This is a genomic window from Chthoniobacter sp. (genome assembly GCF_040003245.1).
Lineage (GTDB): Bacteria > Verrucomicrobiota > Verrucomicrobiia > Chthoniobacterales > Chthoniobacteraceae > Chthoniobacter.
The window spans coordinates 1-16,823 of sequence record NZ_JBDUCX010000143.1; the positions used below are offsets into that span (position 1 = coordinate 1).

The window sequence follows — 16,823 nt, forward strand, 5'->3', positions numbered from 1 at the left end:
AGCGGATAGGTGACGGTGGCGACCAGATCGGTGCAACTCCCGACCGGCTCGGCGACGAAGACATCTGGTTGCGTGGAGTCCGTGAGCTTGCCCGCCGCCTCGACCAGTGAATTAAAGCGGCAGCAGAAGCAACCGCCGGGAATTTCCTCGGTGGCGAAACCTTTCGCGCGCAGCATTTGTGTGTCCACGAGCTCGCGGCCCTGGTCGTTGGTGATGAGGCCGACTTTCAACCCGCGCTCGGTGAGGCGCTGGGCGAGCTTCGCGACGGCGGTGGTCTTGCCGGCGCCGAGAAAGCCGCCGATCATGATGTAGCGGGCCTTGGTGGGAGAGGGAGTTTCTAGCATGGCAGATGGGGAATGCGTGCCAAGGCATATAGCCCGCCTCGCGGAGATCGGCGAAGATTATTCGTAGTGGAACGTGGCGGTCGCTTTCACGGCGGCATCCGCCGTTACCCGCACCCAATGGGCGCCGAAGCCGATGGGGAACTCGTGCCGGAGCGTCTCGCCGGGTTTCACAGCCAGTTTGTCATATTCGCGCCAAGTGCCGTTGGCCAGCACGTCGACCTCGATCTTGAAATGAACCGGCTGCGCGCCGTCGTGAGAAAGGGTCACCGATTTGCGGTCGAAGTTCGTCATCAGGTACGGATCGCTCGCGACACCGGCGCGCACAGCGGTGTCCTTCCACGGGCCGCCTTCGCCGACGGCCTTGCCGAAACTCCACAGGTCATCCGTCTTCCCAAACCACAGCGCCACCTTGCCATCGGGCGAGTGGATGACGCGGCCCGCGCCGGGCACTGCCGCGCCGCCGGACATGACGAGCAATCCGCGCCACGTGCAGAAATCCACGAGCGCCGCGCGATGGGTCGCGAGCGGTTTCATTTTCTGAAAATCCGGCGGGTCGAGATCGCCTTTGCCCGTGGCGCGCGGGATTTCGTAAAGGATGCCATGAAAGTTGCCGAGGAAGCGCTCGCTCTCCACTTCGCGGACGGCGCGCAGCGGCGTGGCCGGTGCATCGTAGGCGGCGTCGGTCTTGGGCAGTCGCCAGCGAAGGCCGAGATGATCGGTGACGATCACCGAGGCCGCATCGACGCTCGCGACGATCGGGATTTGCAGCTTTGGCAGCGTCTTCTCCAGGCCGCCTGGCTGTTCCTTGGCGGTGAAGGTCAGTGTTTCGTCCACTTCATAGTAACCGTTGGGCGTGACCACCTGCAGGTTGCGGTTGCCCTGTGCCGGGCGAATGAGCGCCGACTTCGCGGCGTCGATCTGCGGCGTGGCCGTCGAAGGCGCGTGCGGGTTCGGATTCCAGAAGTGGAAGTAGGCGGTGGCTTTGGTGTCGGCGTCGGCCTTGATGCGCACCCACTCGGCCAGCGTGCTCACGGAAAACTCACGATGCAAGGTGCTGTGCGGGGCCATCGGGAGCGCCTCGAGCGTGCGCCACGTACCGTTGCCGTCGACATCCGCCTCGATGTTGAAAACGACCGGCGTGCTGCCGTCGTTGGCGAGGTGCAGGTCGCGATTCTCCCAGCCTTCGAATTGAAATGGATCGCTCGGCACGCCGGCTTTCACCGCATCGTCGACCCACACGCCGCCCCAGCCCGCGGTCGGTCCCCACGTCTTCAAGTCGTCGACTTTGCCAAACCACAGATTCGACTGCGACTGCCCGGCGAGTGGATTGCGCATGATGCTCGTGTCGTCGCTGGCGATCACGAGTTTGTCGCCCCACGCGCAGAAATCCGGCACATAGCGCAGGTGTGTGGCGAGCGGGCGGATGCCCGAGGTGTGGGTGCGCGAAAAGGCGCCCGGGAAATCGAAGAATTGCCCGTGCATGTCCATGAGGAACTGGCCGTCGTTCACCTCCCGGATGCGCGGCCACTCCGTGTACCAGCCGTGCCCGGGATCGAAGGCGAGCGAGCCTTTCGGCAGCCGGAACGTGGACCACTGGCCGCCGTCGAGCAGCTTGAGAATCACGCTGCGCTTGTCCCAGCCGATGGCCCAGAGCGGCGCCTTGTCATCCGGCGAGCCGTTGATACCACCCGGCCCGGTGACGTCGGTGAACTGGCGCCGCTCGATGATGCGCCAATCCTTGCCGTCGTATTCCGCCAGCACGCCGCGATCCTCAATCGTCTTCGGCGGCAGTGCCGCGAGATTCTCCAGCTTGATTCCGCCCACGGGCTCCTCGCCGTTGTTGGCGATGACAAGCCGGCCCTGCGCGGTGTAGGCGCCTTTGCCATGCCAGCCCGGCACCGGCTTGGTGAAGAGCTTCTTCACCTCGAGGGAATGCACATTGACCTCATAGACCGCGCCCTCCATGTCGTAGAAGTAAACCAGGTTCGCCGGGTCGGTGAGATGTCGCGCGATCGCCGTCATCCGGCCCACGAGTTGCGTCTTCACATCCACCGCGCGCACGTGTCCTTCGGCGTCGATGAAATAGGGCCCGATGATGAGCTGGTTCGATTCCTGGTGAATCATCCGGCAGGCGTGCGTGCCGCCGACGCTCTCCGCCGCCATCTCCAATGTCCGCATGTCGGGCGCAATGGAATAGAGCTGGTCCTTGCTCCCATGCGTGAGGTGCGGCGGGTAGGTGATCCACCACAGCTTGCCGGCCCATGGCACCACCGCGCCGATACCACATTCGCCGTTGTTGTTGAACGAGGCGAGATGCGGATAAATGCCGCTGACCTCCACCGGCTCCTGCGCCCAAAGCGTGAATGGAAGGGACAGCGCGAGAACAAGCAGGAATCGTTTCATGACAAAGAGAGCGGGTGACAGAGTAAGTCCGGCGCGGACACTTTTGGACACGAAATGTGAGTCCCTGCCGCCCCGCGGCACTGGTCAGTCGCGGAAATTCTTAAACGCGAGGGAGACCTCGAAATCCCGGCCGCGCAAGAAGCCGATGACCTCCTGCAACTCATCGCGCTTTTTGCCCGTCACGCGAATCTGCCGCTCTTGGAGCGTGCTCTGCACCTTGAGCGCCTGCTCTTTGATCGCCTTCACGATTTCCTTCGCCTTGTCGCCATCGAGCCCTTGCTTGATCACGAAATCCTGCGTCGCGTGACCGAGCGGCGAGACCGCCGGATCCTTCCGCTCGACGTTGCGCAGGTCGATGTTTCGGCGGGCCAGTTTACCGACCACGATTTCATTCAGCGACTTGAGCCGCATGCTGTCCTCGGCCTTGAGCTCGATCTTGGAATCCTTCGCGTTCCACTCGATCGACGCCTTGCTGCCCTTGAAATCAAATCGCGTTGCCAGCTCCTTCACCGCCAGGTTGATGGCGTTGTCGATTTCCTGTTTGTCGATTTCCGAGACGATGTCGAAGGAGGGCATGGGAAGCGCAGGATAGCGGAGACCGGCTGGCGGAAGGAACTACGAAAAGCCCCGCAGATTTTAATGCAGTTCCGCAATCGCGCGATGAGCTGTGGCTTGCAGAAACCGCGCATAGTCCGCATCGAGCCCTGGCGGGACGAAGCGGTTGCCTTCCGCACTTTTGCCGAAGAGCACTTCATACCACACGCATGCCCCGAGATATTCGCCCGCGGTGCTGGCGTGATGCCCGTCCATGCCGAGTTTCACCTGGCCGTCCTTCTGTTTCTTCCAGTTCCAGCCTACGTTCAGCGAGTGCGTCTGGTCGGGCAGCTCACCGGTCTTCGCGTGCTGGGAATCAAAGGGCATCGCCAGCGCGTGAAAGCCCCACTGCGGATCGTGATTGGCGAGGTGAAAGGCATCGCCGACCGGGATGCGGCGCAGCCCCAACTCCCGCGCCGTGGTCGCGTAAGCGTCCGCGAGTTCGCGATACATTTCGTCCTGCGACTTCGGCTCGCCCGGCTGCGGCGTCTTCGGCGAGAACCGTGCGTCGTCGAGCCGGTATTCCCACGTCTCGTGCAGCAGCAGCATCGCATCCGGCGCGTATTGCTTGATGAAGTCGCGCATTTCCACCGCGAACGGACGATACGTCGCGAGGTCGTGACTCTTGATGCTCGCCTGCTGGATCGTAACAAAATCCCAGTGCCCGCCCTTCAGGTCATCCTTTAAGCTCTTTCCTCCGGTATAGACACCAAGCTTGTCCGCTGGGTTTTTCTCAAACGCCTGCACCTTGTTCCAGTGCACTTCCAGGCTCGCTCCGCCGACATTGTCCTCACGCAGGATCAAAGTATTCCCGTCCGCCTTGGCGAGATCGCCCAGATAGTGCGTGGCGTTGTGCGAGAAGCTATTTCCGACCGTCAGCAGTCGAACAGTCTTCGGCGTTCCAGATTCTTCCGCGGGAAGGTGGAGGGCAAAGGAACAGAGGGCGACGGCGATCGACAGCGATTTGGAAAATGAGCCTTTCATGGGGGAAGAACGATTGTTCACTGGTTGCGGCTTAAAATTCCACTGTCTTCGTATCCGGAAATTTCTCCGGCTGATCCGGAAGGAAATCGATGATCTGCTTTTGTGCCCGGAGCTTTTCCTGCAAGGCAGGCACGTCGATCGATTGCACGTCCTTGCCTTCCCGCGCGGCGAGGGCGGCGGCGACGCCGGCGGCGTGGCCGCCCATCATCCAGGTGCTTTCGAGGCGGTAAGTGCAGAAGGCGACGTGCGTGTAGCTGGCGGCGCCGGCGACGATCAGGTTGGTGCACTCGGCGGGCTTGGGCGTGAGTGCGCGATACGGAATCTGGTAGGCATAACCGACACGCCAGATGCGGCCTTCATTGATGAATTCCGTCGGCGAGAGTGCGAGCCGCTGGACGTGATGGCAATCGATGAAGTGGCTGCCCATCGCGATGGCATCGGGCTTGCGCCGGTTTTCCTGCACGTCGCGCTGGGTCATCACGTACGCCCCGCGCATGCGCCGCGCTTCGCGCACGTAGAGTTGGTAGGGCCAATTGCCGTTGTCGGCAAACTCCTCCTTGTGCAGGCCCCATTGCGCGGTCTCGTCGCGCAGCTTTTCCGGCACAGCTTCATCGGTAGCGAGGAAGTGAAACAGGCCGAGCGTGTAGTCGGTGTGCTCGGCGATGATCTTGTCGCGCGTGGCATAATCGCCGTCGGGATACTCGCGCTGCGCGCCGAAGTCGCCGATCGAGATGATCGCGGCTTGCTTGTTGTTGACCTCCTTTTTGTCGGGACGATTGGGGGCGTGGCTGTAGAGGTCGATGATGTCGTCGAGCTTCACCGCCTGGCTGGCCGCGGTCTTTTCGCGGAGCCAGTTTTCGAGGAAACGGTAGCTGGCGCGGTCGTAGTGCTGGGGCTCGGGGATCGGCACGCGCCACGCGGGATCCTTGGAAAAACAGAGGCGCCAGTTGTAGTTCATCACCGTCTTATCCGCGGCGAGTTCATGGAAATCGCGCGCCCAACCGCTCATGCCGGGGAGCAGCTTGCCTGTTTCATCCACGGTCGCCGCTTTCCGCGGCGTCTTGTCGAAGCGGATGCCTGCAGCCTCTTCATTAAACTCTTCGCGCGACTCGCGTCCCCAGGTGTAACCCACACCCGCCCGCGCCATGAGATCGCCCTCGTAACCCGCATCGACGAAAACCTTCGAGCTTACCGTCGAGCCATCGCTGAGCGTGATGCCGCGGATGCGCGCCCCATCCTTCAACACTTTCTCCACGCGCAGGTCATAGCGGACTTCCACCTTCGCCTCGTCGAGCATGGCGAGGAACGTCTTCTCCGCGACGCCCGACTCGAAGTAATAAGCCGGGCCGGGTTTTCCATAGTTCTGCCCGAGCCGTGTGTAGAATTCCTGCGCGATGCCGCCAAAGGTCCACTTGAGCATGTGCTCGGTCTCGGCGGTATTGAGCCCGCTGGTATTTAGCCCGCCGACATGCTTCGTGGGCTCGATGAGCAGCGTCTTCGCTCCCTCGCGCGCCGCGGCGATCGAAGCGCTGATGCCGCACGGTACCCCGCCATAAACAACGACATCGTAAGTCGGAGCGGGTGTTTGCGCGAAGGCACCGGCGGTGCAGAGGAACAGGACACAAAGCGAATGGGGGAAGCGCATAAGAGGAGGCGGTATTCCCATTAAGTCTGGAATCAGCGTTTCTTGGACAGGCTTTTTATGGCGAGTTGCATCTCCGGGCGAATGCTCGGGCCTTCCACCCATGCGGGCGGGATCAGGATCTGCCGGGGAACTTCCGGGACACCGCGCTCGTGATGCAGGAGCTGGGTGGCGACGAGATCGACGGCGGCCACGGCAATATGGTCGCGTCGCTGGAAAATACCCGCGAAGTCAGGCATCGATTCCGCCCAGTCATGGACGACCAGGCCGATATCCTCCGGGATGCGCAGGCCGAGTTGGCGCAGCCAGTCCGGGACGTGCGTATCGAAGGAGATGAGCGCGTCGGGGCGGTGGGTCTTCATCCAGGCGCGAAACACGTCCTCGCCGCGGCAGAGATCGTTGTGCGGGAATAGGAGGAGCGGCACGCGGCGCTGGCGCGGAATGCCTTGCTGCACCTGGAGCATGGCGCCGCTGTAGGCGTGCTGGGCGCGGGTATCGACCCATTGCGTGATGGCCAGACCGATGCGCTGGTAGCCGCGCGCGAGGAGTTGCGCGGCGGCGAGCTGGATGCCGACCGTCATGTTGCCGGCCGCCCGGTGGAGCGAGGGCGTTTGCAGGCCGTAGCCGAAGGTGACGGCGGCAAATCGCGAGTAGTCGAGCTGCGCGCAGAGCATGCGGGAGGATTGCGGGGAAACGATCAGCCCCTCAATGCCGCGGGCGTGCAGGATGTCGCCCATTCGCTCCGGGCCGAGGCCATCGCGCCCGAGCCAGAATTCCTCCGCATGATAACCGTGCTGCTCGGCGCGGCCGCGGATGTCGCGCAGCGAGACGTATTGGTAATTCGGCGCGTGCAATTCATCCTGCGGCGAATCTTCGCGGACCACCGCGATCACGGCCCGCAGGCGTGGCGTCTTGCGGCCCCGCACCAGCTTCATCAGGCGCGCGAGATGCGGATCGGGGCGATACTTCAACGCGCGCGCGGCGGCCAGCACCCGGCGCCGTGTCTCGGGAGCCACACGGGGAGATTTCTGCAGGACGCGCGACGCCGTCATGGCGGAAACACCGGCCTTTTCGGCGATGGTTTGCAGGCTGACAGCGGGATTCGAGGCGCCCATGTATGTTATCATAACACGACGTTGACGTTGGCGGTCAATTCCCCATGTGTCAGAACTGTCGCCGTCACATCCCCCTTGTCATGCTCCCGTCCACTCTATCGCGTTGCTTCGTCCTGTTGATCGCCTGCGCCGGTTTGCTCTGCGCCGCAGACGAAACCGTCCCGTCCAAAGAACTGCTCGATCTCTCGCTCGAGCCGCCGGTGATCAATACCCACCCCGGCCCCGAGTACGCCGACCAGGTGCGGCCGGGCAACATGATCATCGGCATGGAGCGCACGGCGAAAGGCCGGCTCTGGGCCTGTTGGGTGGGCAATGGCGACAACCCGAACGGCTTCTTCATGCTGGCCACGAGCGATGATGACGGCGCCACGTGGTCGAAGTCGCGCGTGGTTATCGACCCGACCGATCCGCCGAATGCCCCGCAGCGCCGCGCACTCGTGGGCAATCTCTGGACCGACCCGAGCGGCAAGCTCTGGCTCTTCTTCGACCAAAGCCTCGGCTACTTCGACGGCCGCGGTGGCGACTGGTTCATCACCTGCGACAACCCGGACGCCGAGGAACCTGTCTGGTCAGCCCCCACGCGCTTTGCCGATGGCTGCACGCTGAACAAACCGACGGTGCTGGCCAATGGCGACTGGCTCCTGCCTGTGGCGCTCTGGACGCGCGATCGCATCGGCCCGGTGCTCTTCAAGGAAGCGCATCACGAACTCGACGCCATCCGCATGGCGAATGTCTTCGCCTCCACGGACCACGGAAAAACCTGGACGCGGCGCGGCGGAGTGGCCTTTCCCGGGACGGATTTTGACGAGCACATGATCGTGGAACTGCGCGATGGCCGGCTGTGGATGCTGGCGCGCACGAAGAAAGGCATCAGCGAAAGTTTCTCCACCGACAAGGGCGCGAAGTGGAGCGAGCCGCAGCCCTCGTCGATCCAGAATCCGAGCGCGCGTTTCTTCATTCGCCGCCTCGCCTCGGGAAATCTGCTGCTGGTGAAGAATGGCCCCATCGACAAGCGTCTCCCGCGCCGGTCGAACCTTACGGCATTTCTTTCCACCGATGATGGCAAGACCTGGGGCAAGGGCCTGCTCCTCGATGAGCGCGCGGCGGTTTCGTATCCCGATGGCCTCCAGGCGCCGGATGGCACGATCCATATCGCCTACGACTGGAACCGCCATACCGACGCCGAAATCCTGATGGCGAAATTCCGCGAGGAGGACGTCCTGGCGGAGAAATTTCAGTCGCCCGTCGCCAAGCCGCGGATGCTGATCAACAAAGCCTTCGCGCCCGTCGTGCCCGTGGCCATCCGCCCTGATGAGAAGTGGACCGCGCAAGCCGTCGAAGACGCGAAGCAGGACCGTCACGCCTTCGCCTACGACGGCGTCACGCCGAACAAGGAAGTCTGCGACACCACCCTGCGTGAATTGCCGGATGGCTCGTGGATCCTCTTCATGCTCGCGGGGTGCGACGTCGAACCCTCGCCGCTCAACTACACCGGTGTCACCCGCAGCCGGGACCAGGGCCGCACGTGGACCCCGCTCGAGCGCTTCGATGTCGGCTTCCCGCGCGAAGGCACGACCATCGGCCAGGGGCCCACGGAAGTCTTTAACCACAACGGCCGTTCGACCCTCTTTTTCTCCACGCACTCGAAACATTGGGCCAATGACTGGCGCTCGTGGTTCCTGACCAGCGACGACTCATTCAAGACCTGGAGCAAGCCCAGCGAGGTGCCGGGCCGATTGAAGGAACGCACCTTCATTCGCAATCACATCTTCACGCACGACGGACGCATCCTCGTGCCCTTCCAGCACTACATCGGCCCGGACGACGAGCAGGACAAAGCGCCGCTCGATCGCGCCTTCACCAACCCTCGCAACGGCGTGCTCATCAGCGATGACGGTGGGAAGACGTGGAGCGAGCACGGCGACATTCGTCTCACGCCGAATGACCGCTACTTCGGCTGGGCGGAAAACAATCTCGTCGAACTGAGCGGTGGCCGTATCGGGATGATTATCCGCGCCGACAAACTCGGCGGCTTGCTCTACTACGCGGAGTCGAAAGACGGCGGGAAGACGTGGCCGGAGTTTGCCTCCGTCACGAGCGTGCCGAACCCCGGCAGCAAAGCGACGCTCTACCCGCTCGGCGGCGACACCGTGGCCATGCTGCACAATCCGAACAGCAAACACCGCAGCCCGCTCTCGCTCTGGATCAGCTTCGATGGCATGAAGACCTGGCCTTACCAGCGCGTGCTCGTCCCGGAATCGACCGATGGCCCAAAGGGCAACCTGAACTACCCCGACGGCTTCGTCAGCGCCGACAAGCAATGGCTGCACTTCGCCTACGACGACAACCGCCACCGCGCTGCTGTCTATTCCGCGAAGCTCCCGCCGCTGCCATGAGCCACGGCAAACATCGCGGTTCCTGGTTCACCGACTTTTATCTGCTCTGGTTGATCGGTTTCGCGGTGCTCGGGTTGCTGCGGCCGGAAACGCTCAGTTGGTTTCGCGGGCCGTGGGTGGTGTGGGCCTTGTCGCTGGTCATGCTCGGCATGGGCTTCACGCTCACGCTGGAGGATTTTCGCCGCCTGTTCCAAATGCCCGGCTCGCTCGCCCTCGGGTTTCTCGCGCATTACACGATCATGCCGCTGTCGGGTTGGGCGATTGCGCGGGCGCTCCATCTCGAGCCCAGCCTTGCGGTGGGTTTGATCCTCGTGGCGTCCTGCCCATCGGGCACGGCGTCGAACGTGATCAGTTTTCTCGCGCGGGCCAACGTCGCGCTGGCGGTGATGGTGACGCTGACTTCGACGCTGCTCGCCTTCGTGATGACGCCGCTGTGGTGCAAGACGCTGGCCGGCACCTACGTGCCGGTGGATGCGGCGAAGCTCTGCCTCTCCACGTTGCAAGTGGCGGTGGGGCCGGTCTTGATGGGCGTCTTCTGCAACTGGCGGTTTCCGCGGGCCGTAGCCAAAGTTTCCCCTTTCGGTCCGGTGGTGTCGGTGGTGGCGATTCTTTTCATCACCGGCGGCATCGTCGCGCTAAATGCCCCCGCGGTGATCGCCAATGCCGGCAAGCTCCTGCTGGCCGCCGCGCTGCTCCACGTGATGGGCTTTGGCATCGGCTACGCGCTCGCCCGATTGCTGCGCTACCCCGAGGACGTCGCCCGCACGATCTCCATCGAAGTCGGCATGCAGAATGGCGGCCTCGCCGCCGTGCTGGCGCGGGAGAATTTTCCGGCGCATCCGCTCACTGCGGTGCCGGCGGTGTTCAGCGGCGTGGTGCAAAATATCGTCGGCAGCGTCCTGGCCAGTTTCTGGCGGGTGCGCCCACCCATCGTGGCGCCAGCGGAGCAGCCGCATCCCCGGCGGGGCATTTACTATTGGAAGTGTGACCGGGCCGCGGCTTTTCACGGCACCGACGAGGACTTCCGTCGTGGCGCGTGCGAGAGCCAGTTTGCCGCGGTCTTGCGCGAGCGTTTCCCCGGAAAGCCCGTCACCTTGCGCGCGGCGGCGGGACAGGGCAACCATGTGACCTGGCTCGCGGCGGTGAATGGCACGGAGTACTTCGCCCGGATCGAGGACGGGCCGGAGCGGGACGACTACATCGAAGTGGAATCGCGCGTGCTCGCGGAAGTGCGGGCGCTGGGCGTGCCGGCACCGCAAGTGCACGGCGTGGATGCCAGCCGGCGGCAGGTGCCGTTTGCCTGGCAGCTCCTGGAAAACATCCCGTGCCGCGACTTGAACCAGCTCGACAAGGCGGGACAGATCGACGTCGCCCAAGTGGCTTACGGGATCGGCTCGGCCGTGGCGCGCTGGCAGGCATTGCAGCCCCGGGGCTTTGGTCCGTTTGATCCGGCGATCCTGCGCCGCACGAATCAGCTCGAGGGTTTTCACCGGCGCTACGAGGATTACTTTTTCCTCCAACTCGACCGGCATCTGCAGTTTCTCGTCGAGCGGGAATTTCTGCCCAGCCACGAAGCCGACGGGATGAAGGCGGAAATCGAGCGCCACCGCGACCTGCTGGCGCTGGAGCAAGGTTGTCTCGTTCACAAGGACCTGGCCTTTTGGAATATCCTCGGCACCGCAAAGGAGATCTCCGCTTTCATCGACTGGGACGATGCCATCTCCGGCGATCCCATGGATGACCTTTCGCTGCTGGGATGTTTTCACGATGGCGCTTTTCTCACGCGTGCTTTGGAGGGGTATCAAAGCATCCGCCCGCTGCCGGGCGAGTATCGCCGCCGTTTCTGGCTGCACCTGCTGCGCAACATGATCGTCAAAGCCGTCATCCGCGTGGGCGCGGGTTACTTCGAGCGCGGCGATCGATTCTTTCTCATCGGCACCGGCAGTGGTGGCGAAGATCTCCGCCGCTTCACGCAGCAGCGCATCGCTCTCGCATTGCGTGGCCTGCAAATCAACGCTGAACTCTCCATCCTGTGAATACTCCCACTGCCCATATCGGTACCTGGCTCTCCACCGGCTCACCCGCCATCGCGGAACTCGCCGCGCTGTCCGGCTTTGACTGGGTGCTGCTCGATCTCGAACACGGCTGCGAGAGCGAGGCCGCGCTGCCGAACCAACTGCGCGCGCTGCGCGGCAGCCGCACCGCGGGCATCGTCCGCGTCGGCGCGCCGCATCCCGATCTCATCGCGCGGGTGCTCGATTGGGGCGCGCAGGGCATCATGGTCCCGCACGTCAATTCCGCGGCGGCGGCCGAGGAAATTGTGCAGGCCGCGCACTATGCGCCGCGCGGGCATCGCGGACTGGCGCGCACCATTCGCGCCTACGACTACGGCCTCCGCCTGCCCGGGCCGGAGATGCCAGTGCCGCTTCTCCTCGCCCAGATCGAAACCAACGAAGGCGTGAAGCACGCCGCGGATATCGCGCTCGTCGATGGCATCGATGTGCTCTTCGTTGGTCCGGCCGATTTGCAATTCGACCTGAAAAGCCGTCCCGCATCTGCGCCGGGCGACTACGCGCAGTGTTTGGCAACGGTCGTCGCGGCTGCCCGGGCCGCGGGAAAAGCCGCCGGCATCCTTGTGCGCGACGTCGCCGATCTCCAACCGCATCTCGATCTCGGTTTCACTTACGTCGCGGTGGATTCCGACCTGGCCATCCTCCGCAAGGCCTACCAGCAAACCTTGGCTGGCCGGGCTAGTTGAACCATCCACTCCCCATGAACAAACTCCTCGCCACCCATCTCGTCACGTGGACTTTTGCCGCGCTCGCTTGTGCCGCCGAGCCGGTTTGGTTGTCCGATCAACCCGTGCCCAAAGCCGCCGAGCTCAGCGAGCTGAAAGGCGTGGAGTTTCACGTCATCAAGGCCAATGAACCGGAGCGCGACGGCTACGTCTGGCTGCACGGGGTGGTCCTCGCCTGGCACAAGGGAAAGCTGTTCGCCTCTTTCGGGAACAACAAGGGCGAGGAAAACACCCCCGGTGAGGAAGCGCGCGGACGCGTGAGCAGCGATGGTGGCAGGACGTGGGGCGATGTCTTTACCATCGGCGTGGGCGATGCGCCCGACCACGCCGTCAGCCATGGAGTCTTTCTTTCGCACGGCGATGCGCTCTGGGCCTTTCAAGGCTCATTTTACGGCCACATGTCCAAGGTCCACACCCGCGCCTATCTCCTCAATGAAGCCAGCGGCGCGTGGGAGAAAAAGGGCGTGGTGGTCGACCGTGGATTCTGGCCGATGCAGGAGCCGCAGAAGATGGTCGATGGGAATTGGATCATGTCCGGCGTGCGCGTGGGCGATGGGCACCCCGCCGCCGTCGCCATCAGCCACGGCGACGATTTCACGCAATGGGATCTCGTGCTCATCCCCAAGCCCGCCGACCAGTCCATGTGGGGCGAATCCGGCGTGATCGTCGACGGGAAGCGCGTGCAGAACTTCGCCCGTTTCGGCGGCGACGCGCTGGCCCTCACCGCGGTGAGCGAAGACTACGGTCGCACCTGGACGGAATCGCTGCCCAGCAACCTGCCGATGGCCACCGCCAAGCCCTACGCCGGCGTGCTCAGCACCGGCCAGCGTTACCTCATCGGCACCATGACCGCGGACGGCGGCAAACGCCGCTCGCCCCTCACCATCGCCGTCGGGCGCCCCGGCGAAAACGGCTTCCGCAAAATCTTCCGCATCCGCGACTCCGTGTGTCCGCAAAGTCCCGGCGACTCGAGTCCGCGAGTAAACCTATCCTACCCCTACGCCATCGAGCACGAAGGCAAACTGTACGTCGGCTATTCCAATTCCGGCGGCCACCGCGGCAATCACAACAGCGCCGAGCTGGCCGTGATCCCCATCACGGAACTGCGCGTGGAGTAACCGCCGGACTCGTGCTTTCCTTTGAGAATGAGCCGAAAACCAATCCTCACCGTCGTCTGCTGCATAATTCTGGGCATCTACCTCGCCGGCTATGCGTTTCTCCGCGTCGAGATCCAGATCGTCCATCGCAGTTCGGTGGCGGGAGGTAATTATTACAGTCATTCCGTGGAGGTTAGCGACGGGATTATGGCCAGCGCGACCATCAACGACCTGATTGCCCTGGCTTACACTCCGCTGCGGTACGTCGAGATCGGGTATTGGCGTCTTCGGCAACCGCTGGATAGCCCGCTCTCGGAGGGGGAACGCCGGCGCAGGGCGGAATGAGGTGAAGGCTGGGGATTTTGCTATGTTTGGGGCCGTCGGGCGGATGAAAGAGTGGAAAGAGTAGGGTGGCAGGGGTGAAGGGCGTTGGAGAGGTTTGAGGACAGGAATTCGATGCAATCCGGACCGTGAACATGAACTCGCTACGTGAAACACAGACCCACAGGTATATCGACTGGGATCCCACCCCATTCGCGGAGTCGTTTACTCTGGAGATCCCAGTCGATCCCACCAAATCCCACCCGCAAATTTGGACCTCAGTTTTCTCGTTTACTCGTGCTCGACATAGCTTGGCTACGGGGAACGACATTTACTCTGGAATCGCACCCAATCGCACCGAGGCCCGGCCGCGAATAGGCGCGGCGTTGGCAACGAGGGGTATCAGCCGGTTCTCCCGCCGGAATCCCACCGTACTCGCGAGTCACTTACTCTGGAAATCCCAGTCGATCCCACCGGATCCCACTCGCAAATTTTCACCTCCATCCGGGGCGAATTGGCTGTTGGGGGAGGCTCATTGTCCGAATTCCCGCCTCTCGCGCTGTTAATCCTGTGATGCCCCTTCCCGCCATGCCCCTGCGCTCGCTTGTCATCTTGTGGACTTCGCTCTTCGCGACGGCTGCTGCCGGTTTCGCTGCCTTGGCGCCCGATCCCATGGCCCAACCGACGGCCGATCAACTGGCCTTCTTTGAAAAGAGCATCCGCCCCGTGCTCGCGGACAAATGCTACAAGTGCCACTCCGCGCAGTCGGAGAAAGTGAAGGGCGGGCTGCTGCTCGACACGCGCGAGGGGATTCGCGCCGGGGGCGACAGCGGACATGCGGTCGTGCCGGGAGTCGTAAAGGAGAGCCTTCTCGTCAAGGCGCTGCACTGGCAGGACAAGGACCTGCGCATGCCGCCGGAGAAGGATGGCGGCAAGCTGCCGGACAACGTGATCGCCGATTTCGAAAAGTGGATTGCGATGGGCGCACCGGACCCACGCGATGGCGAGGCCAAGGTGGTGGTGAAAAAGGTGCTCGATCCGAAGGAGGCGAAGGCCACGCTGTGGGCCTTCCAGGCGCCCAAGGCCGCGCCTGCGCCCGAGGTGAAAGACACCGCCTGGCCGCGCACCGATGTGGATCGCTACATCCTCGAGGCGCAGGAAGCGCAGAAGCTGCAGCCAGTGGCGGACGCCGACCGGTTGGTGTTGGTCCGGCGTGTGTATTTCGATCTCATCGGGCTGCCGCCGACGCCGCAACAGGTCGAGGCGTTCTTGCGGGATAAGTCGCCGGACGCGTATACGAAGCTGGTCGACGCCCTGCTCGCCTCCCCGCAATTCGGCGAGCGCTGGGGACGGCACTGGCTGGACGTGGCGCGTTTCGCCGAGAGCACGGGCAAGGAGCGCAACTTCACCTATCCCGAGGCGTGGCGGTATCGCGACTGGGTGATCGCGGCGGTGAATGCGGACGTGCCCTACGACGAATTCATCCGCGAGCAGATCGCCGGTGATCTATTGCCGGCGAAGAATGGCGCCGAACACGCCGCCCATTTGACGGCCACCGGTTTTCTCGCGCTCGGGCCGAAGAGCCTCCAGGAGAAGAACACCGAACAGTTCCAGATGGACATGGTCGATGAGCAGATCGACACGACCTCGCGCGCGGTGCTCGGGCTCACCGTGGCGTGCGCCCGCTGCCACGATCACAAATTCGATCCGGTGCCGCAGAAGGAATACTACGCCATGGCGGGGATCTTCCGCAGCTCGCTGACCTTTTACGGCACGGGCGGGACCGGCATCAAAAACCGCAACGCCTCGACCCTGATCCCGCTGCCGCCCGCGACCGAACAACTGGCCGCCGAGGAACCGGCGCCGCGAGTCGCGGTGGACGTACCGAATCCCCGGGAAAATCCGAAGAAGAAGAAAAAGAAAGGCCAGCAGCAGCCGGCCACGGCAGCCGCGGCGGGGACCGTCGCCGGGGTAGGAGAGGTCATGGGCGTGCAGGACGGCCACACGACGAATTGCCATCTGCTCGTGCGCGGCGAAGTGGCCCAACCCGGCGACATCGTCCCGCGCGGGATGCTCACCGTGCTATCGCCTGGGGATGCGCCGACGATCGCCACGAACGGCAGCGGACGCCTCGAGCTTGCGCAGTGGCTCACCGCGCCGACGAATCCGCTCATCGCGCGCGTGGCGGCGAATCGCGTCTGGGCGAGCCTTTTCGGCCAGGGGCTGGTGCGGACGGCGGATAACTTCGGCGCGACTGGTGAAAAGCCCAGCAACCCCGAGCTGCTCGACGCGCTCGCCGTGCAATTCATGCGCGATGGGTGGTCGGTGAAGAAACTCGTGCGGTCGCTGGTGCTGAGTCACACCTATCAACTGAGCAGCGTGCACGATTCCGCGGCAAACGAAATCGATCCCGAAAACCGGCTGCTGTGGCGCGCGTCGCCGCGCCGCCTCGATGCGGAGGCGATTCGCGACGCGTTGCTCTCGGCCAGCGGTCAGTTGCAGACGCAGCCGCCGCGCGGCTCGGCGGTGGCGATTGCCGGGGGCGGTTTCATCGGCAAGGGGCTGGTGCCGGAGCGCTTTTCGCAAATCACGGCCAACTACCGCAGTGTGTATCTCCCGGTGGTCCGCGACTTCGTGCCCGAGGTGCTGGATATTTTCGACTTCGCCGAGCCCAGCCTCGTGGTGGCGACGCGCGACGTGACCAACGTGCCGGTGCAAGCGCTCTACCTGCTGAACAATAGCTTCGTCCGCGATCAATCCACCGCCAGGGCGAAGCGCATTCTCGCCCAGCCGTTGCCGCACGCGCAACGCATCGCCCTGGCCTACGAGTACGCGCTCGGCCGGCCGCCGAGCGACGCCGAGCGCACGCGGGCGGAGCAGTATCTCTTGAGCGAGGGCCGCGGATTGCTGTCAGTGAAAGCCGGCAAGGTGGACGACGCCGCGCTGCTTTCCTGGAGCACCTTTTGCCAGGCCCTCTTTGCCTGTGCCGAATTCCGCTACCTCAAATAATCCTCCTATGAACCTCAGACCCTACGATTGCTCCGGCGTCCTGCCGCAGATGTTCACCCGTCGCGATTTGCTGCGCACGGTTTCCGCCGGCTTCGGCTGGCTCGCCTTGAAAGGGATGCTC

12 protein-coding genes are annotated in these 16,823 nt (G+C 63.6%); 6 read left to right on the forward strand and 6 right to left on the reverse strand.

Features of this window, described 5'->3' with window-relative positions; genetic code table 11:
• From ABJF10_RS18900 to ABJF10_RS18925, 6 genes are all read right to left on the reverse strand, one after another.
• A partial coding sequence (locus ABJF10_RS18900; RefSeq protein WP_348546159.1) for a GTP-binding protein occupies nt 1–344 on the reverse strand: 344 nt, incomplete at its 3' end.
• Nucleotides 345–401: 57 nt separating this feature from the next.
• Entirely contained in the window at nt 402–2,747 is a 2,346-nt protein-coding gene (locus ABJF10_RS18905; protein WP_348546160.1) for a hypothetical protein, read from the reverse strand.
• 84 nt (nt 2,748–2,831) lie between these two features.
• Nucleotides 2,832–3,323 carry a YajQ family cyclic di-GMP-binding protein gene (locus ABJF10_RS18910; RefSeq protein ID WP_348546161.1) on the reverse strand — a complete coding sequence of 164 codons (492 nt, stop codon included), beginning with the start codon at nt 3,321–3,323 and terminating at the stop codon, nt 2,832–2,834.
• Between the two features lie 60 nt (nt 3,324–3,383).
• Nucleotides 3,384–4,325: a DUF4886 domain-containing protein gene (locus ABJF10_RS18915; RefSeq protein ID WP_348546162.1), complete on the reverse strand. Its 942-nt coding sequence runs from the start codon at nt 4,323–4,325 to the stop codon at nt 3,384–3,386.
• 31 nt (nt 4,326–4,356) lie between these two features.
• Entirely contained in the window at nt 4,357–5,970 is a 1,614-nt protein-coding gene (locus ABJF10_RS18920) for an FAD-dependent oxidoreductase (RefSeq protein WP_348546163.1), read from the reverse strand.
• A 32-nt stretch (nt 5,971–6,002) separates the two neighbouring features.
• A complete protein-coding gene (locus ABJF10_RS18925) occupies nt 6,003–7,094 on the reverse strand; it encodes a LacI family DNA-binding transcriptional regulator (protein WP_348546164.1) in 1,092 nt (363 codons plus the stop codon).
• A gap of 68 nt (nt 7,095–7,162) precedes the next feature.
• On the opposite strand from ABJF10_RS18925, the gene ABJF10_RS18930 reads away from it, so the two are divergent.
• The 6 genes from ABJF10_RS18930 (at nt 7,163) to ABJF10_RS18955 (ending at nt 16,702) form a co-directional block, all read left to right on the forward strand.
• Nucleotides 7,163–9,478, forward strand: a complete 2,316-nt coding sequence (locus ABJF10_RS18930) for a sialidase family protein (protein ID WP_348546165.1) — start codon at nt 7,163–7,165, stop codon at nt 9,476–9,478.
• Nucleotides 9,475–11,514, forward strand: a complete 2,040-nt coding sequence (locus ABJF10_RS18935; RefSeq protein WP_348546166.1) for a phosphotransferase — start codon at nt 9,475–9,477, stop codon at nt 11,512–11,514. Before ABJF10_RS18930 ends, ABJF10_RS18935 begins: the two co-directional genes overlap by 4 nt.
• On the forward strand, nt 11,511–12,236 hold the full coding sequence (locus tag ABJF10_RS18940) for an aldolase/citrate lyase family protein (RefSeq protein WP_348546167.1): 726 nt from the start codon (nt 11,511–11,513) through the stop codon (nt 12,234–12,236). Before ABJF10_RS18935 ends, ABJF10_RS18940 begins: the two co-directional genes overlap by 4 nt.
• A 14-nt stretch (nt 12,237–12,250) precedes the next feature.
• Entirely contained in the window at nt 12,251–13,393 is a 1,143-nt protein-coding gene (locus tag ABJF10_RS18945; protein ID WP_348546168.1) for an exo-alpha-sialidase, read from the forward strand.
• 27 nt (nt 13,394–13,420) lie between these two features.
• Complete coding sequence (locus tag ABJF10_RS18950) at nt 13,421–13,717, forward strand: hypothetical protein (RefSeq protein ID WP_348546169.1); 297 nt, start codon at nt 13,421–13,423, stop codon at nt 13,715–13,717.
• Between the two features lie 549 nt (nt 13,718–14,266).
• Entirely contained in the window at nt 14,267–16,702 is a 2,436-nt protein-coding gene (locus tag ABJF10_RS18955) for a PSD1 and planctomycete cytochrome C domain-containing protein (RefSeq protein WP_348546170.1), read from the forward strand.
• Nucleotides 16,703–16,823 lie beyond the last annotated feature (121 nt).